Below are 26,457 nucleotides of genomic sequence, written 5' to 3' on the forward strand. Positions count from 1 at the left end.
ATTACCGAAAACTTCAACGTGGTGGCGACGGATACCGACGGCAGCACCGCGTCGGGGCAGATCAACGTCAACATCGTCGACGACTTGCCTACCGCCAACCCGGACCACACCTCGGTGGCCGAGGGCGCAACGGTCTCGGGCAACGTGCTGGACAACGACATCGGCGGCGCTGACGGTCCGGCCCTCAGTGGTGCGGTGGTCGGCGTACGAGCTGGCTCGGACACCTCGACCTCCGCCATCGGCGGCCTCGGTTCGAACATCAATGGCACTTACGGCTACCTGACCCTGGATGCCCACGGCAACGCGACGTACCACAGCAATCCCAACGCGGTGAACGGCCCGGGCGCGACCGATGTATTCACCTATACCGTGCGCGATGCCGACGGCGATGAAAGCACCACCACCATCACCATCGACGTGTCGAACAGCTGCATCAAGGCGGTCAGCGACAGCGACGTGACCGTTTACGAAAAAGCCCTGGACCTGAGCAAGGATGGCCAGGACCTGGCCGCCGGGACGGTCACCGGCAGCGACCCCACCAGCACCGGCGAAACCGCCACGGGCACCCTGGTCGGCTCCGTCACCGGCGCCACTGGCGCGATCACTTACACCCTGGTTGGCAGTGCCACCGGGACGTACGGACAAATCCTGCTCAACCCCAACGGCACCTACACCTACACCCTGACTTCGCCGGCGACCACCACGCCGCATGTCAACGACGGCGCCAATACGCTGACCGAAAGCTTCACCTACCAGGCCACCGATTCGCTGGGCAACACCACCACCAGCACCATCGTGGTCAAGATCGTCGATGACGTGCCCAAAGCCTTCCACGACAGCAACGCCGGCACCGCATCGGAAAACGTTCTGACCCTCAATGGCAACGTGCTGACCAACGATGTTCAAGGCGCGGACCACGTCGCCACCGGGCCGAACGCCGGGCCTATCACCCCGGGCACATTCACCGGCACCTATGGCACCCTGGTGCTCAATGCCAACGGCACCTACACCTACACGCTGAACACCAACGATGCAGACTTCAAAAATCTGCACGGCGGCGGCAATGGCACGGAAACCTTTACCTACACCCTCACCGATGCCGACGGCGATACCAGCACCGCCAACCTGGTGCTGAACGTCCACAACAACGACGACCCGGTCACCCTCAACGGCCTGAACGTCAGCGGCGGTGAACTGACCGTCTACGAGAAAAACCTCAGCGATGGCACCAGCCCCAATGCGCCGGCCCTGACCCAGAGCGGCACCTTCACCGTAACGGCCCTCGATGGTCTGCAAACCCTCGATGTCGGCGGCATTCATGTGGTGGTCGGTGGCGTCGCGGCAGGCTTCCCGCAATCAATTGTCACGCCGCTCGGCAGTACGCTGACCATCACCGGCTTCAATCCGGCCACCGGCGTGCTCAGCTACAGCTACACCCTGGTGGATAACGAAACCCATCCAACCGGCAACGGTGCCAACAGCCTCACCGAGAACATCAACGTGGTCGCCACGGACACCGACGGCAGCACTGCGTCGGGGCAGATCAACGTCAACATCATCGATGATTTGCCAACCGCCAAAGCGGATACGGCAAGCGTGGTCGAAGGCGGTACGGTCAGCGGCAATGTGCTGGACAACGACATCGGCGGTGCCGACGGCCCTGCAGTCAGTGGTGCGGTGGTCGGCGTGCGCGCAGGCGGCGACACGTCGACCTCGGCCATCGGCGGCCTCGGTTCGAACATCAACGGCACCTACGGCTACTTGACCCTGGATGCCCACGGCAACGCGGTCTATCACAGCAATCCGGACGCCGTGAGCGGGGCAGGTGCCACCGACACCTTCACCTACACCGTGCGCGATGCCGATGGCGATGAAAGCACCACCACCATCACTATCGACGTCTACAACAGCTGCATCAAAGCGGTCAGCGACAATGACGTGACCGTCTACGAAAAAGCCTTGGACCTGAGCAAGGACGGGCAGGATCTGGCTGCCGGCACCGTCACTGGCAGCGATCCCGGCCATACCGGCGAAACCGCCACGGGCACGTTGGTCGGCTCCGTCACCGGTGCGACTGGGGCTATCACGTACACCCTGGTCAGCAGCGCCACCGGGACGTACGGACAAATCCTGCTCAACCCCAATGGCACCTACACCTACACTCTGACCTCGCCGGCGACCACCACGCCGCATGCCAACGACGGCGCCAATACGCTGACCGAAAGCTTCACCTACAAGGCCACCGATGCGCTGGGCAACAGCACCACCAGCACCATCGTGGTCAACATCGTCGATGACGTGCCCAAGGCGGTTGGCGCCGAACGTTCGGTCGCGGCGGTGGAGATCGATTCCAACCTGCTGCTGGTGATCGACGTCTCCGGCAGCATGGTCGACCCCTCGGGTGTGCCGGGGTTTTCGCGCCTCGAACTGGCCAAGCAGGCGATCAGTGCCTTGCTCGACAAATATGACGACCTGGGCGATGTGAAAGTGCAGATCGTCACGTTCAGCAGCAATGCCACCGACAAAACTTCGATCTGGGTCGATGTGGCGACGGCCAAGTCGATTATTTCCGGCCTGACTGCCGGCGGTGGCACCAACTACGATGCAGCGGTCGCGACGATGCAAACCGCGTTCGACACCGCGGGCAAACTGACCGGCGCGCAGAACGTCGGCTACTTCTTCTCCGACGGCAAACCCAACGAAGGCGACATCGGCAGCGCGGATGAGGCCGCGCTCAAAGCCTTCCTCGACGCCAACGGCATCAAGAACTATGCGATCGGCCTGGGCAGTGGCGTGAGCAACACCTACCTCGATCCGCTGGCCTATGACGGCAGCTCCCACACCAACACCAACGCGGTGGTGGTGACTGACCTCAACCAACTCAACTCGGTGCTCTCGGGCACGGTGATGGGCGCGCCTGTGACGGGCACCTTGCTGGAGGGCGGAACATTCGGTGCCGATGGCGGCTTCATCAAAACCCTTGTGGTCGACGGCACGACATACACCTACGACCCTAAAGGCAACAGCAACCAGGGCGCGCTGAACTTCAGCGGCGGCGCCAACCACGGCACGTTCAACACCGTGAACAACACCCTCAGCATCGCCACCAACAATGGCGGCACCCTGGTGGTGAACCTCGACACCGGCGAGTACAACTACACCTCGCAAAAAACCACATCGGTGGTGATCACCGAAAACATCGGCTTCACGCTCAGCGACAACGATGGCGACCTGGCCAGCTCGACGCTGACGGTCAAAGTCATTCCGAATACGGCGCCGGTGGCGGTCGATGACCACATCATCACCAACGTGCTGTCGGGCAATATCGTGGTGCCAGGCGAATTGCTGCTGGCCAACGACACCGATGCGGACAAGGATCCCATGACCGCATCGCCGACCACTTTCAACACCGGTTGGGTGGCCAAGGGCGCAGACTTCATCGGCACCAATCAGAGCTTCAACTTCACCGGCAGCAACGCCCAGGCGGTGACCATCGCCCGCAGCGCCTTCGTCGCCAACACCGCCGCTATGACCGCGGTCTTGGTGGTCAGCGGGGCACTCGGTTCGGTCAGCAACAACAGCACCAACGATGAGGACCGCATCACCGTCAGTCTCAAACAGGGCGAAACGCTCAACCTGGACCACAACCTGGCGGCCGGGCACGTCACGATGGAGTACTCGCTCAACGGCGGCGCATGGACCCCCATCGCCGACGGCCAGACCATCACGGCTGCGGCGGACGGCACCTACCAGATCCACATCACCAACATCCCCAATGGCCCGGGCAACAGCGGGTCGGGGTCGGAAAACTACCAGCTGACCATGACCGTCAACTACGCCGGCGCCCATGACATCACCCCGGATGCCCACGGCACCTACACCGCCAACGACAACCACGGCGGCAGCGACAGTGCCGGCGTGACCATCAGCTATCAGGACGGCCACACCCTCACTGGCACTGCGGGCGACGACGTGTTGGTGGCAGGCACCGGCAACAACGTGATCAATGCCGGCGACGGCAACGATGTGCTGACCGCCGGTTCCGGCAACAACGAGCTGCACGGCGGCGCCGGCAATGACTTGCTGTTCAGCGGCCCGGGTAACGACCTGCTCGACGGCGGCCCCGGCATCGACACCGTGAGCTACGCACATGCTACGGCGGGCGTCACGGTCGACCTGAGTCTGACGACCGCGCAAAACACCGGAGGCGCTGGCACCGATACCCTGACCGGGATCGAAAACCTCGTCGGCTCAAACTTCAACGACTCCCTCACGGGCGATAGCCATAACAACGTCATCAACGGCGGTTTGGGTGACGACATCCTCAATGGTGGTGGCGGCGACGACATCCTGATTGGCGGTCTCGGCAACAACACCCTCACCGGCGGGCCAGGGGCCGACACCTTCCAATGGCTCAAAGGCAACAGTGGCCACGACGTCGTCACCGACTTCACCCCGGGCACCGACAAACTCGACTTGTCGCAACTGCTGCAAGGCGAAAACGGCACGGCGGCGTCGCTGGATGACTATCTGCACTTCAAAGTTGTCGGCAGCGGCGCTTCTGTCGTCACCAGCATCGACGTCAGCGCCATGGCCGGCGCGGCCCCGAACCAGACCATCGACCTGGCCGGCGTGAACCTGGCCAGCCACTACGGCGTCACGCCGGGGGCGGGCGGCGTGATTGCAGGAGGACATGACACCGCGACCATCATCAATGGCATGTTGAACGACCATTCGCTGAAGGTGGATACCGTGTGACCTGAAGTCTGAACGACAAAACCCGCCATTCCTGGGTTAGGAATGGCGGGTTTTTTGTTGTCTTCGATCGTTCCCACGCTCTGCGTGGGAATGCCTCCCCGGACGCTCCGCGTCCGCTTTTGGGACGCAGAGCGTCCCTTGCTGCATTCCCACGCAGAGCGTGGGAACGATCAATCAGCTTAGGAAAGAAACGGTCAGCCTGAGGGGCTAACCCTGCGGATCAAAGTTATCCAGCACCCGATTCACCGCCAGTTCACCCAGCATCACCACCTGCTGAATCCCCAGCAAGGTGTTGCGATGCGTGCCCTCCATCAACCCGGCAAAATCGCTCAGCATCACACTCGCGGACGCCAGGGATTCACACGCATTGACCAGCAGTGTTTCGTCGTTTGCGTGGGGGGCGATGAAGTAAATAGTGCTGGGTTTGCGGGGCAGGTCTTGTGAGATGACCGGTTTGAGGTAGTAATCGAGGGCGCGGTCGGCGGCTTCGTTGAGCTTTTTGGGATCGGTGGATTCGTAGGGGGAAACGTCGTCGGTTTCGGGTGGGTTGGGGGTGATCTTGGGCATGGTCTTCAATTCCGTCAGTAATGCTGACACCACCTCGCGACTAAACGAAGGGGTGGCGGCTGTGCGCAGGTTAGTCGACCGGGGAATTGAAGAAGCCGGCGCACCCGAAGATGCCCTGCGCACAGCCACCATCAAGAGCAGGTAAAAACCACCTGCCTGACGGACACTCGTGCAGCTTCAATTACCGCAGGGCGACTAAACCCGACCACTGATAGGCAGTGGCAGGGAAACGATAGAGACCAGGCACAAAGCGCACAAGCCGGCGGATTCTGGCGCAGTCGTAGGTAACGGCGCAAGGATGTGTAGCCTGAGAGAGTATCTGGAGATGTCTTTTAAACATCACCGTTTAATTCTCACTCCAGTGATAAATGGATACGTCCCCTTAGCTGAATTCTGAAGGTAGATACCGTCTGACCTGAAACGACAAAACCCGCCATTCCTGTTCAGGGAATGGCGGGTTTTTTGTTGTCCGTTCGATCGCTCCCACGCTCTGCGTGGGAATGCCTCCCCGGACGCTCCGCGTCCGCTTTTGGGACGCAGAGCGTCCCTTGCTGCATTCCCACGCAGAGCGTGGGAACGATCAATCAACTCTTCAATGGCCGCAATTACTGCGGATCAAAATTATCCAGCACCCGATTCACCGCCAGTTCACCCAGCATCACCACCTGCTGAATCCCCAGCAAGGTGTTGCGATGCGTGCCCTCCATCAACCCGGCGAAATCGCTCAGCATCACACTCGCGGACGCCAGGGATTCACACGCATTGACCAGCAGTGTTTCGTCGTTTGCGTCGGGGGCGATGAAGTAGATAGTGCTGGGTTTGCGGGGCAGGTCTTGGGAGATGACCGGTTTGAGGTAGTAATCGAGGGCGCGGTCGGCGGCTTCGTTGAGCTTTTTGGGATCGGTGGATTCGTAGGGGGAAACGTCGTCGGTTTCAGGTGGGTTGGGGGTGATCTTGGGCATGGTGAAACTCCTACAAGAAATGGAGCCACCAAGACCTGTCGCTAAACAAGTAAAGGTGGCGGCTGCACGCAGGTTAGCGAACCGGGTGTAGGCGCCCGGCAGACCCGAAGGTCTCCCGCGCACAGCCGCCATGACATCAATTGCAGATATGAATAATCCGCAAGAGAGATTGGAGTGCTGTTGCGCCTACATAGGTTCGGGTCGCTAAACCCGATCGCTGATTAGTCAGCGACCGGGAAACAATAGAGACCCGGCACAAGGCGCACAAGCCGGCGGATTCTGGCGCAGTCGTAGGCAACGACGCAAGGATGTGTAGGGTGAGAGTGTGTTTGGGGATGTCTGTTAAACATCGCTGTTTAATCAGACTTCGCCATCAGGATCGGACGGAAAATAGATACGTCCTTTTTGGTCCGTTGAGCGTTGCCCAAAAAACGGCCTAGAAAGGCCGTTTTATAGGAGTAGTATTTCAGCCTTTAAATTATCTGTAAGTCATCTGGAAACAATCAAAAGAAATTAAATCCATCTGCGACGTTTGGACTTCTATACCCCAAATATCAATACTGGGATGCGAGTAACTAACAGATTGCGCATCGAAATTAGGTGGGAGCGTATATTGATGGATTATGCTGTTGTTTATGTCTAAAAATCTGATCCATAGATTAGGGGTTTGTGCGAACCGGACAAAAAAACTGACGCTGGAATAGCCCCAATTGAATCGAATACGCATATGTTGTGACGTGCCAAGGCCTTTCCAATGCATCTCCAGAGTCTGCCCATAACTTCTACCCGGTATCTGAGGATAGGGACCAGTGAACAAGTCAGCCAGTGGAGCTATCCCGATAAAGCCGGTGCCCCCTAAATAGTAAATAGTCATGCTGTTCAGTGGGATGTTGAGACCTGGCGATACGTGTCTCGTTGAGTATTGATCGAAATTTTCAGACGTGATTGGCACTACTCTGGTGAAACTCCGTGAGTTGGAATTCAACCCGGTCGCTACTGCTTTGGCGTATACCGTGTTGAGGCCAGCGCCGATGGGCAGGGGGGTAGTCCAGAAGCCGCTTGCGTTGCTCTGCACGATATTTTTGGCACTGTTGTTGTGATAGATCTGTACGCGATACAAAGGCGTCACCTGTCCTTCCAGTGTGACAGAGACACTCGCGGTACTGCCTCCCTCGCCCAGCTCTCCTCGCGAATGCTTGACCGACGTCAAGGTCACTGCCAAGTGGGCTTTGCGTGTAAAGATGCGCACGGAGGATTCCAGCTGATTTCCATAAACGGCTCTGGCAGTGAGGGAAAAAACCTTCTGCTCCAGAGCCGATAACGTCGTAGTCCCATTCCCTTTGCTATCAAGTGGAATAGGCGCCCCAATGGCCTTGGCTCCATCGTAGAGCTGGATACTCTGGTTCGGATCGGCAGTGACGGTCACCGTGACCTTGGTGTCGTAAGTCGTTCCGTTATGGAGGACCAAACCTTTGGAATCCCTTATTTCGGGGATGCTTGGTTTGGTGGCCACCAGTGCCTTGACGATGTACGTCCGGCGCGGAAAATTGACCATCTTCGCCTTGTTGGCCACGCCGTTGAAGTTCACCCCAAATCTAACCGTCATGACGCTTTGATCCGCCAGGGTCTTCAACCACGGGATGGGTGCCTGCGTGATTAACTCTGAAGGAGGATATTTATGCGCTTGGCCGGTCCATAGCACGTATTCGGTGGCGTTGCCGTTTGGCAGGAAGCCGTCGTAGCGCAGCCAGACACCCTGTCCATACGCTTGCAAGAACCACTGCGCCACGCTGAATTTTTCATTGCCCACCAGTTTGGAAACATCCAGTTCCTTAGTCGTTACGCCGGCGACTGCTGGTGTTGGCAGGTCGCTGCTTTCCTGAGGGATGAGTAGCACCGACAGATTCAAATCGCCTGAGACGTACGTTTTGCCGCCTTGAATAATGGTGTAGAACACTCTCACGACGGTGCCCAAGCAGAACGCCACTACCGAGTTCGGAATGCGAATAGATAGACCGGCACTGACCAAGGTGGCCGGCGAGGTATGGGAACCACCGGAGGGCGTTCCGGCTGCTGCGATCCAGGACACGGTCAGCCGGGCATCCGGTTTGAAAGCGGGGTTGGTCGGCACCACAATGGTCAGTGTATTTCGGGCCTTGAACGGAACAAGATTCTTGCCGTCGACCTCGGCCTCATCCACGCGAGGCGGCAGGGGCGTTCCGATCACTTCCTCGCCAAACATCAATTGCAGCAAATTGGAAAACACTTCCACCTCACCCGGGTTAGTCACCGTGCATTGCACGGTCAACGGGGTGTTGGCGTAGGGGGCGATGTATTTGGCGGGTACATGAAAGATGACCTGCTGTGTCGGGTCGGTGACGATCAATTGAAAAATGAACAGGGTTTTAATCCCGTCCTGATCCGTGGTTTGCCAGTTGAGTTTGACAATCGCGCCTATTTTCAATGGCCAGTATTTGGCGACCTGCACCGTGGCCGTGGCGGTGTCGACCGGTAGCTTGTTGTTCACCAGCGGATCGACAATCGGCAAGCCCAAGGGCAGGGACGAGCCGCTGAACGTGGCGTCGGCGGGTTTCGAGAACTGGGTCTTGCCGGCTCTGATCAGTTGGTAGGACGCCCGCGCCGAACCTCCAATCAGGTTGCGCACCCATTCATTCTCAACCGCAAAGTTCATGCTCCTGCTGGCGGCAGTGAGGGTGCGACTGAAAGTCTGGATAACCGGGTCGCCGCCTTTGGTGAGCCCTTCCAGCACTAGCTCGATCAGATCTTTCGCTGCAAATACCCCGGTGATCAGGACATTCAGGGGGCCGTCCATAAGCCCATCGTGATTCACCACATTGTCCAGATCAGCCTGTTCAAAAATCGGCGCGGTCAGCAACACCGTGCCAGGTTTGGCCGTGAGAATGAGCGCATCCGACCAGCCGCTGGTGTTTTCCACTACATCAAACACTTCCCAGCGCACCACCAGACTGTTGGTGGGCGCCAGGCTGGCGAGCATTTGCGGTGTCAGTTCAAAATTAAGGTCACCCAACGTGGTGACGGTGCTTTCCAGGAGCAGAGGTCCAAAGGCAAGCACCACCACATCACCGATGGATTGGTTAAAGTACGCCAGCACAGTCACGAACATGCCTTCGTCGATCACGGTCTGATCGATGATGCTTTCCGAGGAGACGGGCAATTTCAGGCCCTGGTTGAACGGCTTGCCCCCGTCCGTGTCCGCTTCGCCCGGCGCCGGGTACTTGTAAAGCAACGGTACGGGTGGCGATCCCTCGGTGCCGTTCCCGCTCACGCGCTCAACTTCGAACCAGAAGAGCTGGTTCTTGGGCAGCAACGGCGCAAACCTGGCTTCCATGTTTTTGGCGGAAATATAGAAAGGAATGTTTTTCGCGTTGCCTTCGGCATCGAAGTGAGCTTCGGTCACCGAGAACTCAGCGACGGGAGCGTTTTTTGTTTCGATGTACACCTTGATGTAGTCACCGATGGCCATGTTCAAGTAGGCCAGAATGAAGACCAGCAATCCGTCACGATCACCGTGCACCATGTTGATGTTGATTCCCAACGCACCGTCGCTCTGCGGTTTGTAGCCAGGCGGGTAGGGCGGAGCGACCGCCAGCACGCCGATGCCGCGTTCGGGCGGGAAGACGACGACTTGTCCATTGGCGGCGGAATCAGCGTTTGTCATGGGGCTGTTCATGAATGCGTACCTTCCAGAGAGGCGCCCGGCTTCCCGATTGGGCGGCACCGATATGGAAGGATTAGAGCGTTGCCGCTCATGTTTGCCTACTGTCAGATCTGACAGGTCCTCGCTGCTTTAAGACAAGCGGTCATGCCCCTCACATCGGCTCCGGTGGCCCGATCAACCGCCCCATCACCCCGAACAATCCCAGCTCCCGAATCACCTCCAGTTCCCCTTTGGTCTCGACCATTTCCGCAATCAACGGCAAATCGATGCTGTTGGTTGCCCGGTAGATCGCGTCGATGAACAGCCGCTTGTCAGGCTGCTCGTCAATGTGACGGATGTACGCCCCATCGATTTTCAAGTACGCCAGGCCCAATTGCGTCAGATTGCCGATCTGGCTGAAGCTGCCACCGAAATGCTGCAATCCGATGCGATACCCGGTGTTGAGCAAACTATGGCTCAGGCGCTGTAATTCTTCCGGCGGCGGCAGTTGGCGTTCGTCGATTTCCAGGATCAGCAGGGGCGCCAGTTCAGGCAGTGATTCGAGCATGTCGATAATGTGTTTGAGCTGCGTTTGATCACGCAGGGTGTTGCCCGACAGGCTTAATGCCAGCGGCCAACGATTGACGACGAGGTATTCGAGGGTGGCTTCGAGCATTGCCAGATCGAAGCGCGCCGACCAGCCAAGACGCTCGATCCACGGCAGGAAATGCCCGGCGGGAATTGCCTCGCCCTGTGGGTCAAGCAAACGTGCAAGGACTTTGTGGTGCAGCACCTGGCTGGTGTCGGCGCATTGCACAACGGGTTGGAAATACAACTGCATCTTGCCTTCGGTCAGGGCGTCGTCGATCCAGGTGCGCCAGTCGTGTTGAGCGTGATTTGGCACGGTATCGGCGTGAGCCAGGTGTATCCATGGGCGTTCGGGATGCTGCTGGGCCTGAGTCAGCGCCTGGTCTAGGCGCAGGAACACGTCGCTGGCCCGTTCGCCGGGGTGATAGGCGACCACGCCCAGGTGCGCCACGGGCATGCAGTCGCTGGCGCCCGTCAGGCGCAGGTTTTCCAGGGTGGCGCTGATTTCCGAGGCCAGGCGCGCGGCGTCCGTGCTGTCCAGGCCGGGAGTCAGCAAGCTGAACTCGCCACCCCGATTGCGCGCTGCCAGCCAGGTGCGCCGTGCCGGAACCTGAGTCAGACGCTTGAGCAGTTCGCCGACGGTCCTGATCAGCGCATCCGTGCGCTGACCGCCCAGGCGTTGGTTGAGACCAATCAGATCGTTGATCCGCAACATCAGAAGATGGCCGTCGCTGCTTTGTTCGCCGACCAGTAAATGATCGTCCAGTTGCTCATCCAGCAAGCGCCGGTTGGCCAGTCCCGTGAGGCCGTCCTGATAGGACTCGGCGCGCAGCTTTTCACTGCGGGCGGCCTCTTCGGCGAACAGCGCCTTGAGCTTTTCGACCATCTGGTTCATCGCCAGCACCACGCGTTTCAATTCGGGTGTGCGTGGCAGTTTTGGCAGGCTCAGGAACTCGCGCTTGCTGATGGCTTGGGCTTGTTTGACCATTTTGTCGAGCGGGCGCAATTGCCGGCGTAGCAGCCAACCACCGAACACGGCGCTGAGCAGTCCGCAGATCAGCAACCAGATCAGGCTGCCGAGCGTGCTGTCCCAGAGTTTGGCCAAGGCAAACTGTGGATTGCTCAACACTTCGACGCGCGCCACCTGTTCCCAGCCTCGCGTGACCAGCGCATCGCCACCTTCCGGGCGCAGATTGACCAGGCTCACGAACCAGCCGGGCACGCCGTCGATATGCGTGGCTGCGTTGCGCTCGACCAGCACCTCTCCATCGACGATGTTGACCACACGAATGCTGCGAAAATAGCCACTGTCGAAGATCGAACTGACCATCAATTCGATCATTGCCGGATCATCGATCTGCTCCGTCAGCGACAAGCCCAGTGCGGTGGCAGCGTCCTGGGCGTGGGAGCGCAACTGGCCGAGCATTTGTTCGCGCGAGCTTTCCAGGCTGACAAAAAAACTGCCGCTGAACGCCACCAGCAAGAACAGGCAAATGGCGATGAACAACTGTTTGCGCAGTGACATACAACGCTCCTTGCGATGGCCGCTAGCCTTCGCCCACGGCGAACCCTTCAGCCTGCATCTTTTTCAACACGTCTTGCCAGCGCGACAGCTTTTTCGAGTCGCTGCTGCGCTTGCCGCCATTGGCCCCCGGTAAATACAGGCCTTCTGCATTGAAGGCGTACACCGGCAACAGGTCTTTGCGTTGGGAAGCGGGGCGGATGTCGCCGATCAGGTTGTCCAGTACCAGCGGTTCGGCCGCGGGGTTGCTGTAGAAGGTCAGCACCATGTGCGCCTGGTTCTGGGTCAGGGCTTTGACGTAGGTGATGCGCAGCTTTTCGCTGGGAATCCCGAGTTGGCGCAGGCTGAAATACTTTGCCAGGGCGTAGTCTTCGCAGTCACCTGCACCCTTGATCAGTGATTCTTCTGGCGTTGCCCAGTAATCGGTCTGACGCCAGATGCGGGTGTCGTCCTGGAAACTCAGTTGTTGATTGAAAAAACGATTGACCGCGTCCAGTTGCTCGCGCTCGGGCTGGTTGGTTTCGCTTTTGAGCATTTGACTCCAGGCCTCGATTCTTCCTTGGGCAGCGCCGAGCGGACCGTAGCGCTGTTCGGCGATCTGCAAAATCTGTGAAAACTCCCAGTTGGCCCCGACGCTACCCAGTCCCGCCAGCAGAAAACTCGCCAGCAGCAGCCATCCGCCGAGCCGAAGTCGGAGCGCTGGCCATCCTGGACTACGCCGGCGACGGGACATGTCTGGCTGCTCGGGTGCAGATGACTGAAGTCTAGGCGCAGTTCTTTAAAAGGGAGGGTTGATCGTCGGGTCGGTTCGCGCGCTGATCGTTTCCACGCTCTGCGTGGGAGCGATCATTTTTCAGGATTTGCGCAGGGTTTTCTGTTTGAGGAGGTAGATCGTCACCAGCACTGCGCTGGTCAGCATGAATCCACGGGCCCACGGCAGTGGCACCAGATAGCAGGAAAACAGGATGCTCGCCCACATCAGCCCGATGGCGTAGACCTTACCCTTGAGCGGGATACCGTTGCCGTCGAGGTAGTCGCGAATCCACGGGCCCAGCTGCGGATGCTCGACCAGCCACTGATAAAAACGTGGCGAACTGCGGGCGAAGCAGGCGGCCGCCAGCAGCAGGAACGGGGTGGTGGGCAACACCGGCAGGAAAATCCCGATCACCCCCAGCGCTACGCTCAGCCAGCCGATGGCCAGCAGCACGTAACGCAACATCAGGGAGCGGTTGCCTATGGGGTTGTCCATAGGCAAAACCTTAGTGGTGACGTGGCTTGAGGATCGCCGGTTTTTCGTCTGGCGCCTGGCACAGCAGGTACAGCGCGGTCAGGGCTTCCGGGATCTGTACGATCATGTCGTCCATCAGGTTGGGGTCTTTGGCGATGTCTTCGAACTCAGGCTGTTCGTCGAACAGACCCGAACCGACCATGATCGGCAGCAGCATTTCGCTGACTTCGTCTTCGGCGGTTTCGAACCAGGCCGCTTCGCGCAGGAAGACGCCTTCCATGAAACCGATGCACCAGCCGCGCAGGTCGGAATCGTCCGGCTCTTCGCCCAGGTCCAGCTCGCACGGCAACTCGAATTCTTCATCTGAGGCCAGCTGGCGAGCGATGTGTGCCTTTAGCGCGAGCAGGGTGGATTCGATGGCTTCACGCTCGGTGTCGTCGGCGTAATGCGGCTCTTCGGCGAAAAGAGCGTCGATCCATTCACGATCCGGAACCACTTCGGAGCAGATCGACAGCGCGGTGAGGTAGCCGTGGGCGGCCACGTAGTCCAGCGCCTCGTCATGCAGTTCGTCGGCGTCGAGGAAGACTTGCAAACGGGTTAGTTGCTCAGCGAAGGACATTAAAGGGCTACCTTGGGAATTAACAGATGCGGGAATTCTAGGCCTTCTTGAGCACACAGGCCAGCCGCGCGGCATATTTGCGCCCCGGAACACCACAATCCCTGTGGGAGCGAGCTTGCTCGCGATGGCGGTTATACATTCAGCATCTTTGTTGCCTGACACCCCCTCATCGCGAGCAAGCTCGCTCCCACAGGGTCTCGCACGGTTTTGACCTTGTGTGTCTTCTCAGCGGCACCCTTTGAAGAGGAGGCCTCGGGTATACTCGTGCGTTTTGTGATGCCCTGCTGGCGTCGCGGCTGAAATGTGAAGCGTCATGCAACGCGCACTTACGATTTGTCGGTGCAGCCTTCGTGGTTCTGAACCAGCCTTGCAGGGATGTTTCGGTGATTTTTGGAGTTTTTATGCTCGAGCAGGCTCAACGCGTCCTCAAGGACATCTTCGGCTACGACAGTTTCCGTGGCCGTCAGGGTGCAATCATTGAGCGCGTGGCCAGTGGCGGCGACGCGTTGGTGCTGATGCCTACCGGTGGCGGCAAATCCTTGTGTTTCCAAGTGCCCGCGCTGCTGCGTGATGGCCTGGCCGTGGTGGTGTCGCCGCTGATCGCACTGATGGACGATCAGGTCGCCACCCTCGAAGAACTGGGTGTCGCCGCCGCCGCATTGAACTCAACGCTCAGTGCCGAGCAGCAGCGCGACCTCGCTGCGCGCATCAAGCGCGGCGAAGTGAAGATGCTGTATCTGGCGCCCGAACGATTGGTCCAGCCACGGATGCTGGCCTTCCTGCAAAGTCTTGAAATCTCCCTGTTCGCCATCGACGAAGCGCACTGCGTGTCCCAATGGGGCCACGATTTCCGTCGCGAATACCTGCAACTGGGGCAGTTGGCGGAGTTGTTCCCCAATGTCCCGCGTATTGCCCTGACGGCCACTGCAGACAAACGCACCCGTGAAGAAATCGTCGACCGGCTGCATCTGAACAATGCCGAGCGCTTTCTGTCGAGCTTTGACCGCCCCAACATTTTCTACCGCATCGTGCCCAAGGAGCAGCCGCGCAAGCAGTTGCTGGCGTTCCTCGCCGAGCGTCGCAGCGATGCCGGCATCGTCTATTGCCTGTCGCGCAAGAAAGTCGACGAAGTGGCAGTGTTTCTCAGCGAGCAAGGCTTCCCGGCGCTGCCGTATCACGCCGGTTTGCCCAACGAGACCCGCGCCCATAACCAGAAACGCTTCCTCAACGAGGAAGGCCTGATCATGGTCGCTACCGTGGCGTTCGGCATGGGCATCGACAAACCCAACGTGCGCTTTGTCGCTCACCTCGACTTGCCGAAATCCCTTGAGGCGTACTATCAGGAAACCGGTCGCGGCGGCCGTGATGGCCTCCCGGCGGATGCCTGGATGGCCTACGGCCTGCAAGACGTGGTGATGCTCAAGCAGATGCTGCAAAACTCCGAAGGCGACGAGCGCCACAAGCGTCTGGAGCAGCACAAGCTCGACGCCATGCTCTCGCTGTGCGAAGAAACCCGCTGCCGTCGCCAGACCCTGCTGGCCTACTTCGACGAAGACATGCCCGAGCCGTGCGGCCATTGCGATAACTGCGTCGATGGCGTGCAGACCTGGGATGCCACCGAGCCGGCCCGTCAGGCACTCTCGGCGATCTACCGCACCGGCCAGCGTTATGGCGTCGGGCATCTGGTGGATGTATTGCTGGGCAAGGACAACGAAAAAGTCCGCAGCTTCGGCCATCAGCATCTGTCGGTTTATGGTGTCGGCAAAGCGATGGGCGAGAGCGAATGGCGCTCCCTGTTCCGCCAACTGGTGGCCCGTGGCCTGGCCGACATCGACCTAGAAGGCTACGGCGGCCTGCGTCTGAGCGACACCTGCCGACCGCTGCTCAAGGGCGAAGTGACCCTGGAATTGCGCCGCGACCTCAAACCGCAAACCACTGCCAAAAGCAGCAAGAGCCAAGCCAGCCAACTGGTGCGCGGCGAAGAGCGCGAACAGTGGGAAGCCTTGCGCGCCCTGCGTCGCAAGCTCGCCGAAGAACATGGTGTACCGCCCTACGTCATTTTCCCCGACTCGACCTTGCTGGAAATGCTCCGCAGCCAGCCGACCTCGCTGGCGGAAATGGCCACGGTCAGCGGCGTCGGCGCACGCAAGCTGGAGCGTTACGGCGAAGCCTTTCTCGAAGTGTTGGGCGGGCAGGTCGAGGCGCCGAAAGTGGTGGCCGACGTACGCCACGAGCTGATTACCCTGGCCCGGGCCGGCATGACGCCGCTGCAAATTGCCGGTCAGCTGCAATGCTCGGAAAAGAATGTCTACACCATGCTCGCCGAGGCCATTGGCAAGCAGCAGCTATCGCTGGAACAAGCGCTGGACCTGCCGGAAGAATTGATGGGCGAAGTCCAGGACGCATTCCTCGACGGCGAGGGCGAGTTGCCACCGGTCTCGGAGATCGCCGCGTTGTTTGCGGGGAGAGTGCCGGAAGGGGTTTTGTATTGCGTGCGGGCGGCGCTGCAATCTGAGTTTGAGGTTTAAGTGATCTGTCAGGGTGATGTAACGATTCACTACAGACCAGTCCTTGCCTCAAGCCAATGGTCATGCTTAGCTGACTAATAATTAGTTTTTCTCTATTTCAGTCTGATCATGAGTGTTTTATGCCGTTAACCGATCAACACCGTTTTGGCATGCAACTGGCCCAGATGTCGCGTGGCTGGCGTGCCGAACTGGACCGCCGTCTGGCAGGCCTCGGATTGTCCCAGGCGCGCTGGCTGGTGCTGCTGCACTTGGCCCGTTTCGACGAAGCGCCGACCCAACGTGAACTGGCGCAAAGCGTCGGCGTCGAAGGGCCGACCCTGGCCCGATTGCTTGATAGCCTGGAAAGCCAGGGACTGGTCCAGCGCCAATCGGTGCTGGAAGACCGTCGGGCGAAGAAGATCGTCCTGTGTCCCCCAGCCCGTCCCCTGATCGAACAAATTGAAACCATTGCCAATCAGCTGCGCCGCGAACTGTTCGAAGGCGTGGATGAGGCGGAATTGAAGATCTGCATGCGCGTTCACGGGCACATTCTGGCGAACCTGGAAAAATCTTGAGGCATAACCGCGTATCAGCTTTTTGAGATACCCCGTTGAGCGGACTATAAAGAACTACTAGGCAATATCGTGTTCGTACCGGATGTGCGAACACGTACAGGTTGGTTCTGGTTATCTAAGGGATGCACATGCTCGAGAGTTGGCACGTTGTTTTGCGGTGTTGCGCCAGGCTGGTTCTGGTCGGTGGTGCTGTCACTTACTCGGCATTGGCCCCTGCGCTGGGACTGGGTGACATCACCCTTCATTCCGCGTTGAATCAGCCGTTGCGTGCCGACATTGCCTTGGTGGATGTCGGCAGTCTGGAGGAGGGCGAGCTCTCCGTCAGCCTGGCGACGGCGGATGAGTTCGGCCGCGCCGGCGTCGATCGGGTGTTCTTCCTCAACGACCTGAAGTTCACACCAGTGCTGCGGGGCAACCGCAGCCTGATCCGGGTGACCTCCAGCAAACCGGTCAACGAACCCTTCCTGAATTTCCTGGTGCAGCTCAACCAGCCCAACGGGCGTTTGCTGCGCGAGTACACGGTACTGATCGATCCACCGGGTTCACCCGGGATTGTGCCGGCCGACGATGTCCCCGTCGCCGACCAGCCAAACTCTCCCTTCCCGAGCGTAAAACCGGCCACTGCGTCAGCACCGGTGGCGAAGAAGTCAGCGACGGTGCCCAAGGTCGATCCACCTGTCGCGGCCCCTGTGAGCGATCCCGTTGCCGAACAACTGGCCGCCAGCATTTTGCAAAACCAGCAACTGCAAAAGACCGTCGATGAGTTGAGCGCGAAGCTCAAGGCTCAGGACGAGCAGGCGGCTGGCCAGAAAAAACAGGTATCCGAACTGCAAACCCAACTGGCCGAGATCAAGCAGGCACCGCCTGTAACGCCTGTAACGCCAGTCGCGGTAGTGCCTGCTGCCCCGGTCGTTGTCGAAGAGGCCGACAGCCAGTGGCCGCTGATCATCGGCTTGCTGGGATTGATAGCATTGGTGCTGCTGGGGCTGTTTGTTCGCCGCCGACAACAACATGGTCAAGTATTGGCGCCGGATCCAGCCGTTTTACCATCGCGCCACGAGCCGGTGCTCGATCGAGCCGCTGCTGCGGTGGAAAGCGCTCCAATGCCCGCATCGCCCCCCGAACATCGTGAAGAAACGGCGGCGGGTGATGTGCTGGAAGGCGTTGGCATCTACCTGGCCTATGGGCGATATTCCGAAGCAGCCGGTTTGTTGCGAGACGCCTTGGCCAAGCAACCACAGCGCACGGACCTGGCGGTGCAACTGCTGGAAGTCCTCGGTAAGCAAGGTGATGTTCGCGCCTATGAGGCGCAGGAAAACAGCTTGCGTGACGCCGGGTTCGACCCGCAAACGCTTCAGGATATTCGCGAACGTCATCCGAAACTGAGCGCGGTGCCGGTGCCGGTGCCTGCGGTGGCGACAAACATCGTTGCGATGAAGCCCGAAAGCGCGCCCGCCGACGAATTCCAGTTGAACCTGGATGATCTGTCGATGGATGCGAATTGGGATCTGGTCAGCCCCTTCGAAACGGCTAAATCCAGCAATGCACCGGCCAAAGCAGCAGAGCCCGCGTTCGCTTCAAACCTGCACGTATTGCCCGATGTGTTTGAGATGCCCGACGAGACGACCCTGGAAGAACCCGAATCCGTACTCGAATGGGTGCCCGAACCTGACTCACAGTCACTGGATGACGATTTTCTCGACTCGTTCAGCGACAGCGGACAATCGCTGGAACTCGAACCCCTCAACCTTGAGCCGGCCAGGCCGACCAGCGCCGGCAAGCTGGAACAAGCCCAGAACTGCATCGACGACGGTGATCTGGACAGCGCCATCGAGCTGCTCAATGAGTTGCTCAAGGAAGGTGATGAGCCGCTCAAGCAGACCGCCCGGAGTCTGTTGGCCGGAATCCGCTGAGCAACTAAACTGGCGGCGCACTCAGGTTCAGGAATTCGGCCCATCATGACCACGCAAAAACCGGAAATCGTCATCACCTACTGCACGCAATGCCAATGGCTGTTGCGCGCTGCCTGGCTGGCGCAAGAACTGCTCAGCACTTTCGGCGATGACCTGGGCAAAGTCTCGCTGGTGCCCGGCACTGGCGGTGTCTTCCACATTTTCTGTGACGAAGTGCAGCTCTGGGAGCGCAAGGCCGACGGAGGTTTCCCGGAAGCCAAAGTGCTCAAGCAGCGAGTCCGCGATCAGATCGATCCCGACCGCGACCTCGGCCATAACGACCGGACTCAGTGAGAGGCGGCTTCGGCCGCCACGGTTTTTTTACTGGAACCGCCCGACAGCCTGCTGGAAACCACAATCGCGACGATGATCAATGCACCGCCGATGAGCATGCGCAGCGTCGGGTTTTCATCGAACAACAGCCACGCCATGGTGATCCCGTAGACCGGCTCCAGGGCGAACACCACGGCGGCGGTGCGCGCCTTGATGACCGCCAGGCTAGCGACGAACAAACTGTGGGCAACCCCGGTGCAGAACACGCCGAGCAGACCGATCCACAGCCAGTCGATAGCGCGCACCTCGCTCAATTGCGGCGCTGCCATTGGCAGCAGGCACAAAGCAACCACTACGTTCTGACACAGCGCGGCCTGCACCGCCGGGATTCGCCCGGAGCTGGCGCGGTTGGTCAGCGACAGCAGGGCGAACAGCAAACCTGACCCGACGGCCCAGAGCAGGCCCACGGTGGCACCGCTCGCCAGATCGAAGTCAGGCGTGACCAGCACCAGCCCGACACTCACCAGCACGACCAAGAGGATTTCGTTGGCGCGAATCCGCTCACGGAAAATCAGCCCTTCGAGAATCACGGTAAACGCCGGGAAGCTGGCGAACCCCAGGGTCGCAATCGCCACGCCCGCGACTTTCACCGCAATGAAAAAACTCACCCAATGCCCCGCCAGCAGCAAGCCGCTGAGCAGCAGGCGGCGCCAGTCCTGCGCTTCGAGTTTCTGCCAGCGTGTGTTGCTGGCGAACCGTGCGAAGAATGCCAATGCCAGTACGGCAAACGCGGCCCGACCAAAAACGATGACCGAGGGGGAGGCGGCAGCGAGTTTGCCGAACACACCGGTCAGGCCAAACATCAGTGCGCCGATATGCAGGGCGCCGAGGGCGGTACGCGGAGTCATTGCAATCCTTGATAACGGTAGTGAGCCAAGCCGACAGACATCGGCAGCTGCTCATTATTTAATCGCGCAATGCTGGCCATGTCTGTCGCCAGACTATCGTCCTTTGTTGCCAGACTCGCGGCGCAGTTCGCCCGGCGTCGCACCGAACTCGCGCAACACCGCCGCAGCGAATGCGCTCTGGGAACTGTAACCGACCCGACTGGCGATCTCGCCGACAGGCAGCGGCGAGTCCCGCAGCAATCCCACCGCTATATGCAGGCGTCGACTGCGAATGTAGTCCATCGGCGTCTGCCCGCATTCCGCGACAAACCGTGCATGCAACCGAGCGCTCGACAACCCGGCGATGCGCGCCAGATCGGCGACCTGCAGCGGATAAGCCGCGTACTGATCGATGTGCGCGTTCAGGGCGGCATATGGCAAGCGTCGACCGCCCACGACGTCGGGCCTGGCGTTGTTGAGGCTGGCCAGCAACAGCACCGCGCCTTGCTGGGCAATCAACGGATCACTGACCTGACTGGCCGCAAGCCAACTCACCAACTGGCTTTGCCCGGCGTCCAGCGGCAGGCGACCGGCGTTGTCGAGCAGACGTCGGCTGGCCTCGGCGTGATCGCCCAGGGACTTTGAAATCCATTGATCGCTCGGCACATCCAGCACCAGGCAGCGGCTGCCATTGCTGCTGCCGCAGGCGTGATGGAAGCCGGACGGCACCACCACGAAACTTTGTTGCACCACCTGACTGCCACGCCCGCCGACTTCAAAATCCAGCGCGCCCGAGAGCCCGAACACCAGTTGCGCGTGGTCGTGGCTGTGGACGATCAGGTCTTCGGTGTACTGGCGTAGCGTGAGGATCGGTCTCATCGCAGGTCTCCCGGGCAAGATGCGGCCAGTCTACACCGCCAGGGCGCTGTCACAGGACTGACTCGCCACTGTCATGGGCCATTAACCCGACCGGCGCAAGCTTGCCAAAACCTGTCCTGAGGGTTACCCATGACCAGCGCCGAGCTCGCCAAACCCAGCCGTAAGCAACGTGTGCGGACCTTGTGGATTTCCGATGTGCACCTGGGCACCCGGGATTGCCAGGCTGAACACCTGTCGCAGTTTCTCAAGGGCTATCACGCGGACAAGATTTACCTGGTCGGCGACATCATCGACGGCTGGAAACTGCGCAGCGGCATGTACTGGCCGCAGGCGCACACCAATGTGATCCGCAGGCTGCTGACCATGAGCAAGCGGGGCACCGAGGTGATCTACGTCACCGGTAACCACGACGAATTCCTGCGTCGTTATTCGAAGCTGATGCTGGGCAATATCCAGTTGGTGGACGAGGCGGTGCACGTGACCGCCGATGGCCGCCATCTGCTGGTGATCCACGGCGATCAGTTTGACGTCATCACCCGCTATCACCGCTGGCTGGCCTTCCTTGGCGATTCGGCCTACGAATTCACCCTGACCCTCAATCGTTGGCTGAATCACTGGCGCGCCCGTTATGGCTATGGCTACTGGTCACTGTCGGCGTACCTCAAGCACAAGGTGAAAACGGCGGTCAGCTTCATCAGCGATTTTGAAGAGGCCATTGCCCACGAATGCGTGAAGCGCGAATTGCACGGCGTGGTGTGCGGGCACATTCACCATGCCGAGATCCGCAAGGTCGGCGGGGTGGATTACCTCAATTGCGGGGATTGGGTGGAGTCGTGCACGGCGTTGATCGAGCACTGGGACGGGTCGATTGAGTTGTATCGGTTGGCGGATGCGCAGGCGCGGGAGGCTGAATTGAAGGCGCTGAAGGTTGCCGAACCGGCTTGAAATTTGCGGTGACCGGGCTGGCCCCATCTCGAGCAGGCTCACTCCCACATTTGAACTGAGGTGGTCACAAATAGTGTGTCCACTGGAAATCCACTGTGGGAGTGAGCCTGCTCGCGATGGACCGCGCAGCGGTCCCGCTGGATCCATCAGGCCGGCGCGTGTTCTTCCATCGCCGCCTTGTAGATCGAATGCTTGGGCTGCGCAAACAAGCGCTCCATCATCGGCTCGAAAAAACTCAACGGCAGGGTGTCATACGCCGGATCAAACGCCGCCGCATCGTACTTGGCGCAGAACTCGATGGTCGCCTGATACTGCGGATGTTCGCTGAATTGCTCGCGCAGGTGCCGGTCCATCCCCAAGTGGTGGAAGAAATAATAGCCCTGGAAAATCCCATGCTTCTCCACCATCCACAGGTTCTCGGCGCTGACGAACGGCTTGAGGATCGCCGCGGCAATGTCCGGATGGTTGTAGGAGCCCAGCGTGTCGCCGATGTCGTGAAGCAGTGCGCAGACCACATATTCTTCATCACGGCCATCGCGCCAGGCACGGCTGGCGGTTTGCAGGGAATGGGTCAGGCGATCCACCGGGAAGCCGCCAAAATCACCTTCCAGTAATTTCAGGTGCGCCACAATCCGGGTCGGCAGCTGCCTCGCATAGGCACTGAAGTCCGCGGCAATAATCGCCCAGTCTTCCTGCGTGCCATCCTGCATGTGGGTGAAACGAGCACTGGCATTCATCAGCTATCCTCTTGTTCTAAGCGAAAGGGACATTTTGAGTGTAGGACTTGGATCCAATTTTGCACTGGCCGTGCAGGACGCTTTTGTGGCTAGGGGGACCTAGAACGGCACGCGACCCAGCACCATGTCGCGGTACATGACGAAGTCGCCGAGCAGGCTGTACAACGGGTGCTGGAAAGTCGCCGGGCGGTTCTTCTCGAAGAAGAAATGGCCGACCCAGGCAAAGCTGTAACCGGCCAGCGGCAAGGCGAGCAACATCAGCCATGCGCCTTTGCCGATGGCCAACGCCAGAATGAAGATGACCAGGCTGGTACCGACAAAATGCAATCGTCGACAGGTGCTGTTGCTGTGTTCGCTGAGGTAGTACGGGTAAAACTCAGCGAAACTGTTGAAACGTCTGATGTTTTCCACGACTGCGATCTCTGTGGTTGTTGTTCTGATTGCAAGTTGTTCTGCGGGTAGCTTATTTGAGTCTAGAGTGATCAATGGCGTCAGCCAGTGACAATAGGCGCCACTTTAGTATCCTTTGAAAACTTGCCGCGTTAGACGGCTCACCACGTAGTAAGTAAACGCCATGAGCGAACGAACGACTTCTGCAAGCTGGGCGATGGGGATTGTCAAAGCACTGGAGATGGACGGCCTGGATTGCCGGGTTCTGTTCAAGCAACTGGGGCTCGACTACGCGGCACTGGATGACCCCGATGCGCGCTTCCCGCAAGACTCCATGACACGACTGTGGCAGCGTGCGGTCGAGCTGTCCGGTAACCCCGCTATCGGCCTGAACATGGGCAAAGTGGTGCGCCCGGCCTCCTTTCATGTCGCCGGTTACGCGCTGATGTCCAGCCAAACCCTGGCCGAAGGCTTTCAACGGCTGGTGCGCTATCAGCGGATCATTGCCGAAAGTGCTGACCTGAGCTTCCGGCTGCTGGATGAAGGGTATGCGCTGATTCTGACGGTGCATGGCGACCACCTGCCGCCAACCCGACAAAGTGCCGAAGCTTCGCTGGCCTGTGCGCTGGCGCTGTGCGGCTGGTTGACCGGACGCACGCTGCAACCGCGCAAAGTGCTGGTGCAGGGCGATCAGCCGAGCAATCTTGAACCCTACAAACTAGCGTTCCATGCACCGTTGGTGTTCAACGCACCTTATGACGCGTTGATCTTCGAGCGCGCCGACATGGAGGCGCCGCTACCGACCGCCAACGAGGCGATGGCGCTGCTGCATGACCGGTTTGCCGGTGAGTATCTGGCGCGGTTTTCCGAGAGTCGGGTGACCCATAAGGCGCGGCAGGTGCTGTGCCGTTTGCTGCCCCAGGGCGAACCCAAGCGCGATACCGTGGCGCAGACGCTGCACTTGTCGCAACGGACCCTGCAGCGACGCTTGCAGGAAGAAGGCACGAGTTTTCAGACATTGCTGGACGACACGCGGCGCGAACTGGCCGAGCAATACCTGGCGCAGCCAACCATGACCCTGCTGGAAATCGCCTACCTGCTGGGGTTTGCCGATCCGAGTAATTTCTTCCGCGCCTTCCGCCGCTGGTTCGACGCCACGCCCGGCGAGTACCGGGCACGGCTGATGGAAGCGCCCGCGACTGTCAGTGGCGCCAGAACGCAGGAATGCACAGAACAAACACCGTAATGATCTCCAGTCGTCCCAGCAGCATGCCGAACGAGAGAATCCACTTGGCGGCGTCCGGCAGGGTGGCGAAGTTGCCCGCCGGGCCGATGGTTTCGCCCAGGCCCGGACCGACGCCGGAGACGGTACTGGCCGCGCCGGTCAGGGCGGTCATCCAGTCCACGCCGAGCAGCGACAGCAGCAATGCGATCACGCAAATGGTGATGGCGAAGAAGAACGAAAACGTCAGGATCGAACGCACGATTTCTTCGTCGAGACGGTGACCGTTGTACTTCTGCTTGATCACCGCGCGCGGGTGAATCAGCTGATTAAGGTTGGCCTTGAGCAGGATATAGGCGACCTGAAAGCGGAAAATCTTGATCCCGCCGGCCGTCGAGCCCGAGCAACCGCCGACAAAACCCAGATAGAAAAACAGCATCAGCGAGAAATTGCCCCAGAGGCTGTAATCCCCCAGTGCAAAACCGGTGGTCGTCACCACCGACGTCACGTTCAGTGCCACATGGCGCAGGGCATCGAGCCAGTGCAGTTTGGTGGTCCACCAATACCAGGTGCCGAGCACCAGCCAGGTCACCAGCAACATGCCGAGCAAACCCTGAACTTGCTGGTCCTTGATCAGTGCTCGACGGTTACCGCGCAAGGTCGCCACGTACAGGGTGAACGGCAGGCTGCCGAGGATCATGATGACAATCGCCACCCAGTGCACCGCCGGTTGTGTCCACTTCGCCAGTGACTGATCGGACGTGGAGAATCCGCCGGTGGAAATGGCTGACATGGCGTGGTTGATCGCATCGAACAGGCTCATCCCGGCCCACCAGAACGCCAGGCTGCCTAGGATGGTAATGCCGACGTAGGCCGCCACGATCAGGCGCGCCACCATGTGCGAACGGGGCATGATTTTTTCGGATCGGTCCGACGACTCTGTCTGAAACAGGCGCATGCCGCCGATTCGCAGCAACGGCAGAATCGCAACCGCCATGCCGATGAAGCCGATGCCGCCGATCCAGTGCAGCAGCGAGCGCCAGATCAGGATGCCAGGGGACATGGTGTCCAGGCCGGTCAATACCGTGGAACCCGTGGCGGTGATGCCGGACATGCTTTCAAAAAACGAGTCGGTGTAGCTGATGTGCTGGGTCAGCAGGAACGGCAGCGCGGCGAAAATGCACACCACCAGCCAGCTGCTGACGGTCAGCAAGTACATGTCGCGCGGGCGCAGGTGCACGTGTTCGGGGCGACCGGGGATGACCAGCGCGAGGCCGGCGACAAAGGTGATCATGCTCGCCCAAAGGAACGAAGGCAGGTCGCTGGTGCGTTCGAAAATCACCAGTGTGGCCATGGGCACAACCATGGCGATGGCCAGCGTGATCAGGAAGATGCCGATGATGAAACCAATAGTCCGTAAGGTCGGCAACGCCATGAAGTCCGCTCGGGCTGATAATGGGAAGGGCGCCATTCTACCCGTGGGGCCTGCTATGTAAACCGGCACTCCTGAGGTGGTTACCGCTAGAATAGCCAAACATTTTTTACAGGAGGTGGCCGATGCAGGCTCTCGACGCTTTGCTCAACCGTGTTTCCGTTCCACGACTGATCGACCCGGCACCCACCGCTGAACAACGCGAAGCGCTGTTCGCCGCCGCGATGCGCGCACCCGACCACGGCCACTTGCAGCCTTGGCGCTTCCTGACAGTCGAAGGCGCGGCGCGTGAGCAGATGGGCGAGTTGCTGGCTGAGGCGGCGACGCTGCAGGACAGCGACGTGTCTGAAGCAGCGCTGGACAAGGCGCGTAACGGTCCACTGCGCGCGCCGTTGGTGGTCGTGGTGATCGCGCGGTTGCAGGATCACATCAAGTATCCAAAGTCCGAGCAATTACTGGCAGCGGGATGTGCGGCTCACGGAATTTTGCTGGCCGCGTATGCGCAAGGCATTGGCGCGGTCTGGCGCACAGGTGATCTGGCCTATTCGGCGCATGTGGCCAAAGGGTTGGGATTGGCGGAGGGTGAACAGGTCATCGCGTTTCTCTACCTCGGCACGCCGCAGAAAGAGCCGCGCGTGGCGGAGAAGGTTGATCTGGCCGAATTCGTCAGCGCCTGGCCTGGTCAGTAAAGATCGTTCCCGCGCTTTGCGTGGGAATGCAGCCCGGGACGCTCTG

Annotated in this window: 20 protein-coding genes; 8 read left to right on the forward strand and 12 right to left on the reverse strand. The window is 59.8% G+C overall.

The features are described from left to right. Positions 1–4,758: beta strand repeat-containing protein (locus tag ACM6I0_RS18980; protein WP_414923008.1), on the forward strand; the 4,758-nt coding region annotated here is incomplete at its 5' end. Positions 4,759–4,965: 207 nt separating this feature from the next. Here ACM6I0_RS18980 and ACM6I0_RS18985 read toward each other — a convergent pair. The 7 genes from ACM6I0_RS18985 to ACM6I0_RS19015 all read right to left on the reverse strand — a co-directional run bounded on the left by ACM6I0_RS18985 (position 4,966) and on the right by ACM6I0_RS19015 (position 13,923). Then, the gene (locus ACM6I0_RS18985) at positions 4,966–5,325 is read right to left on the reverse strand and encodes a DUF6124 family protein (protein ID WP_414923009.1); all 360 of its coding nucleotides are present in this window, start codon (positions 5,323–5,325) and stop codon (positions 4,966–4,968) included. Between the two features lie 605 nt (positions 5,326–5,930). After that, complete coding sequence (locus tag ACM6I0_RS18990; RefSeq protein ID WP_285434580.1) at positions 5,931–6,287, reverse strand: DUF6124 family protein; 357 nt, start codon at positions 6,285–6,287, stop codon at positions 5,931–5,933. A gap of 478 nt (positions 6,288–6,765) precedes the next feature. Next, complete coding sequence (locus ACM6I0_RS18995) at positions 6,766–9,999, reverse strand: hypothetical protein (protein WP_414923010.1); 3,234 nt, start codon at positions 9,997–9,999, stop codon at positions 6,766–6,768. 139 nt (positions 10,000–10,138) lie between these two features. After that, the gene (gene lapD, locus ACM6I0_RS19000) at positions 10,139–12,079 is read right to left on the reverse strand and encodes a cyclic di-GMP receptor LapD (RefSeq protein ID WP_285434576.1); all 1,941 of its coding nucleotides are present in this window, start codon (positions 12,077–12,079) and stop codon (positions 10,139–10,141) included. A gap of 22 nt (positions 12,080–12,101) precedes the next feature. After that, positions 12,102–12,809, reverse strand: a complete 708-nt coding sequence (gene lapG / locus ACM6I0_RS19005) for a cysteine protease LapG (protein ID WP_414923011.1) — start codon at positions 12,807–12,809, stop codon at positions 12,102–12,104. Positions 12,810–12,929: 120 nt separating this feature from the next. After that, positions 12,930–13,325 carry a YbaN family protein gene (locus ACM6I0_RS19010; protein WP_414923012.1) on the reverse strand — a complete coding sequence of 132 codons (396 nt, stop codon included), beginning with the start codon at positions 13,323–13,325 and terminating at the stop codon, positions 12,930–12,932. 10 nt (positions 13,326–13,335) lie between these two features. After that, positions 13,336–13,923, reverse strand: coding sequence for a YecA family protein (locus ACM6I0_RS19015; RefSeq protein WP_222585182.1), 588 nt, complete (start codon positions 13,921–13,923; stop codon positions 13,336–13,338). A gap of 401 nt (positions 13,924–14,324) precedes the next feature. Here ACM6I0_RS19015 and recQ point away from each other — a divergent pair, with 401 nt between their 5' ends. The 4 genes from recQ (at position 14,325) to ACM6I0_RS19035 (ending at position 19,251) form a co-directional block, all read left to right on the forward strand. After that, a complete protein-coding gene (recQ, locus tag ACM6I0_RS19020) occupies positions 14,325–16,451 on the forward strand; it encodes a DNA helicase RecQ (protein WP_414923013.1) in 2,127 nt (708 codons plus the stop codon). A 119-nt stretch (positions 16,452–16,570) separates the two neighbouring features. Beyond that, positions 16,571–17,005: a MarR family transcriptional regulator gene (locus ACM6I0_RS19025; protein WP_285434569.1), complete on the forward strand. Its 435-nt coding sequence runs from the start codon at positions 16,571–16,573 to the stop codon at positions 17,003–17,005. Positions 17,006–17,133: 128 nt separating this feature from the next. Next, positions 17,134–18,918, forward strand: coding sequence for a FimV/HubP family polar landmark protein (locus tag ACM6I0_RS19030; RefSeq protein ID WP_414923014.1), 1,785 nt, complete (start codon positions 17,134–17,136; stop codon positions 18,916–18,918). Positions 18,919–18,963: 45 nt separating this feature from the next. Beyond that, positions 18,964–19,251: a SelT/SelW/SelH family protein gene (locus tag ACM6I0_RS19035; RefSeq protein WP_090181428.1), complete on the forward strand. Its 288-nt coding sequence runs from the start codon at positions 18,964–18,966 to the stop codon at positions 19,249–19,251. Here ACM6I0_RS19035 and ACM6I0_RS19040 read toward each other — a convergent pair. Together ACM6I0_RS19040 and ACM6I0_RS19045 are read right to left on the reverse strand one after the other, a co-directional pair. Then, on the reverse strand, positions 19,245–20,138 hold the full coding sequence (locus ACM6I0_RS19040) for a DMT family transporter (protein WP_414923015.1): 894 nt from the start codon (positions 20,136–20,138) through the stop codon (positions 19,245–19,247). The genes ACM6I0_RS19035 and ACM6I0_RS19040 overlap by 7 nt on opposite strands. A gap of 93 nt (positions 20,139–20,231) precedes the next feature. Beyond that, on the reverse strand, positions 20,232–20,996 hold the full coding sequence (locus tag ACM6I0_RS19045; RefSeq protein WP_414923016.1) for an AraC family transcriptional regulator: 765 nt from the start codon (positions 20,994–20,996) through the stop codon (positions 20,232–20,234). A gap of 129 nt (positions 20,997–21,125) precedes the next feature. Here ACM6I0_RS19045 and ACM6I0_RS19050 point away from each other — a divergent pair, with 129 nt between their 5' ends. Then, positions 21,126–21,941, forward strand: a complete 816-nt coding sequence (locus tag ACM6I0_RS19050) for a UDP-2,3-diacylglucosamine diphosphatase (protein WP_285434563.1) — start codon at positions 21,126–21,128, stop codon at positions 21,939–21,941. Between the two features lie 146 nt (positions 21,942–22,087). Here the strand turns inward: ACM6I0_RS19050 and ACM6I0_RS19055 are convergent, their stop codons facing one another. Both ACM6I0_RS19055 and ACM6I0_RS19060 read right to left on the reverse strand, forming a co-directional pair. Continuing rightward, positions 22,088–22,678 (reverse strand): HD domain-containing protein, encoded by a 591-nt coding sequence (locus tag ACM6I0_RS19055; RefSeq protein WP_414923017.1) that lies wholly within the window; start codon positions 22,676–22,678, stop codon positions 22,088–22,090. A gap of 99 nt (positions 22,679–22,777) precedes the next feature. After that, entirely contained in the window at positions 22,778–23,089 is a 312-nt protein-coding gene (locus ACM6I0_RS19060) for an Mpo1-like protein (RefSeq protein ID WP_285434560.1), read from the reverse strand. Between the two features lie 163 nt (positions 23,090–23,252). Between ACM6I0_RS19060 and ACM6I0_RS19065 the strand changes: the two genes are divergently transcribed. Beyond that, on the forward strand, positions 23,253–24,314 hold the full coding sequence (locus tag ACM6I0_RS19065) for an AraC family transcriptional regulator (RefSeq protein WP_285434559.1): 1,062 nt from the start codon (positions 23,253–23,255) through the stop codon (positions 24,312–24,314). Here ACM6I0_RS19065 and ACM6I0_RS19070 read toward each other — a convergent pair. Beyond that, complete coding sequence (locus ACM6I0_RS19070; RefSeq protein ID WP_285434558.1) at positions 24,271–25,725, reverse strand: TrkH family potassium uptake protein; 1,455 nt, start codon at positions 25,723–25,725, stop codon at positions 24,271–24,273. The two genes, ACM6I0_RS19065 and ACM6I0_RS19070, sit on opposite strands and share 44 nt — an antisense overlap. Positions 25,726–25,847: 122 nt before the next feature. Here ACM6I0_RS19070 and ACM6I0_RS19075 point away from each other — a divergent pair, with 122 nt between their 5' ends. Continuing rightward, complete coding sequence (locus ACM6I0_RS19075) at positions 25,848–26,411, forward strand: NAD(P)H nitroreductase (protein WP_285434556.1); 564 nt, start codon at positions 25,848–25,850, stop codon at positions 26,409–26,411. Positions 26,412–26,457: the final 46 nt, after the last annotated feature.

This window comes from Pseudomonas sp. IT-P294 (assembly GCF_949767865.1).
In the GTDB taxonomy this organism is placed as follows: Bacteria; Pseudomonadota; Gammaproteobacteria; order Pseudomonadales; family Pseudomonadaceae; genus Aquipseudomonas.